2 protein-coding genes are annotated in these 2197 nt (G+C 33.4%); both read right to left on the bottom strand.

Annotation, left to right across the window (positions count from 1 at the left end; translation table 11 throughout):
- The coding region (locus ACH2CG_RS04845) for a rhodanese-like domain-containing protein (protein ID WP_395062761.1) at nt 1-213 on the bottom strand (213 nt) is incomplete at its 3' end.
- Nucleotides 214-346: 133 nt separating this feature from the next.
- Nucleotides 347-2197 (bottom strand): choice-of-anchor J domain-containing protein (locus ACH2CG_RS04840; protein ID WP_395062759.1); only part of this gene is annotated, 1851 nt, incomplete at its 5' end.

Genomic DNA, 2197 nt, shown 5'->3' with positions numbered 1-2197 from the left:
GCTGCGAGAACCCGCTTTGCAATAAACATAATAATTCTTTGATTGGTCCAGCTTTTCTATCAAATATATAAAACCTTGACCTTTAAAAATATCGATGTTGATGGCATTTACTATATAACCATCTTCAAATTCTTCTGGTGTGCGAACATCTATAACAATTGCATTATTATCATTTTTTAATTGTTCTGTCCATTGTTGTTGGGATAAATTCATGTTTTTTTTGATTACAAATAAAATTAATTAAAATATTTTATTTGTTCTAGTTTGCTAATTTACTTAATATTTTTTTTATAAAAAAAGCCATTTACAACAAACTGTAAATGGCTTTTTAATTATTTTATAAAGATTATTCCTTAATAACTTTAATAGTTTTTACTTGATTGTCAGCGGTAACTTTTACCATATAAGCACCAGATGTTAACTCAGACATATCAATTTTTGATTCTGTATTGTGTACAGCTCTATTGATAACTACTTGACCTAGCAAGTTGTAAACAGCAACACTAGTAATGTTTTTGTTATAAGACAAGTTTAAAATATCTTTTACGGGGTTTGGTTGTGCTGAGAAACTTGCATTGTCAAAAGTAGATGTTGATAAATTAGTTACATTGATAGAATAATCTTCAGTTTGACCATAGTCTGCTCCTAAGCAAGGATTTGTGAAATTGGTAGTTCCAAAAATCTTTTTAATTCTCATTCTAGTTGTACCTGACAGTGCTGTTGCTGGTACTAAAATACTACCAACTGCTTCTACCGTATCCACTCCTGTTGAACTTACAATGTTCATATCAGTAGTTCCGCTAAAGTAAACTTCTCCAGCATCGTTAAGAACTTCGTTTTGATCCCAATCTATAAATACAATAAATCTGTTAATATTCGCACCATCAGTATTACCTTTAAGAGTTATTGGATAAGAAGTTCCAGTTGTAACTTGACCAGTAACCGAAGTGTAATTTTCATGTGTAATAGCAGTTGCAAGCGCGTTTGGAGATGTTTGATTTATTCCCGCAAAATTTACAGAAGTTATAGGCTCTGCTGCTTGTGCATATCTATTAGGTGAACAATATGGTGCAAAGGGATCTTCAGTTGTAAATGTGAATGTTGTACAATTTGTTGATTCGGTACCATTACTACTAACTGCTCTAATTTGGTAAAAATAAACAGTGTTAAATTCCATTCCAGTAATATTTACTGTTGTTCCTGCAAAAACTGTAGCATTTAATTTTACTAGTGTAGTCGCTGAAGCGCCTAAATATATATTATATCCGGCATTTGGAGAACCTGTTGATGCTGCTGACCAAGTCATAGAAACTGAATAACTATTTGCCAACGCAACGTTAGTATTGTTATTGGTTGGTGTTAACATATTTGGACAATTTGGTGCCGGAAATGTATTAAACAAATAAGGACCTGACCAAGTGCTATATTCAAAAGCAGCAGTACATTCACTTCTTACGTAAAACTCATAGTTTGTACTTGCTGTTAAAGTGCTTACAGTTAAAGTACTTCCATTTACATTTGTTCCTGTATTATCTATATTTGAAGGCACTCCTGCGCCTTGTGCTTGAACTAAGACTTCAACATCTGCAACTGTAGAAGTCCAATTTAAAGTTGCAGATGTTGTTGAATTAACTACAGCAGAGCCAATTGAAGGTGCTTCACATGATGGCGGACTGTCATTATTTATATTATCGAACAAAAGCCTAAATTTATCAGTAGAAACAGCTTGGAATCCAACAAATACTTGTTGACCAATGTATGGTGTTAAATCAATGATAACTTGCGTCCATGTATTAGGAGCATTTCCTACCGCTCTCAAAATAGTTGTAAAACTTGCTGCAACTGCAGTTGTTGTAGATAGTTTTACAGCATATTGTTCTACAAAAGCCGGGTCTTGATTCTTTACATAATAAGTTAATCGGTCTGAAACTCCAGCAGTAACAGTGATTTGTGGTGTTACTAAATAGTCGTTGTGTGCAATAGCATCATAATTTATTTGTGCCGCATTTGGTGCAGAAAACGCTGAACCTGGTGCTCCTGCTCCAAAAATAAATGTGCTTGCTCCTCCAGCATTTAAAACTGTCCATCCAGCAGGTGCGGTTGTACCAGCATCAAAATTTTGAGTAAACTGCGAATAACTCACTACATTAAAAGTCAATAATAATAAAAGTAATAATTTTTTCATGATATATTTTTT

It is taken from the genome of Flavobacterium sp., from assembly GCF_043778725.1.
In the GTDB taxonomy this organism is placed as follows: Bacteria; Bacteroidota; Bacteroidia; order Flavobacteriales; family Flavobacteriaceae; genus Flavobacterium.
Note: the sequence above shows the minus strand (reverse complement) of the source record. Positions and strands in the feature narration are given on the sequence as shown.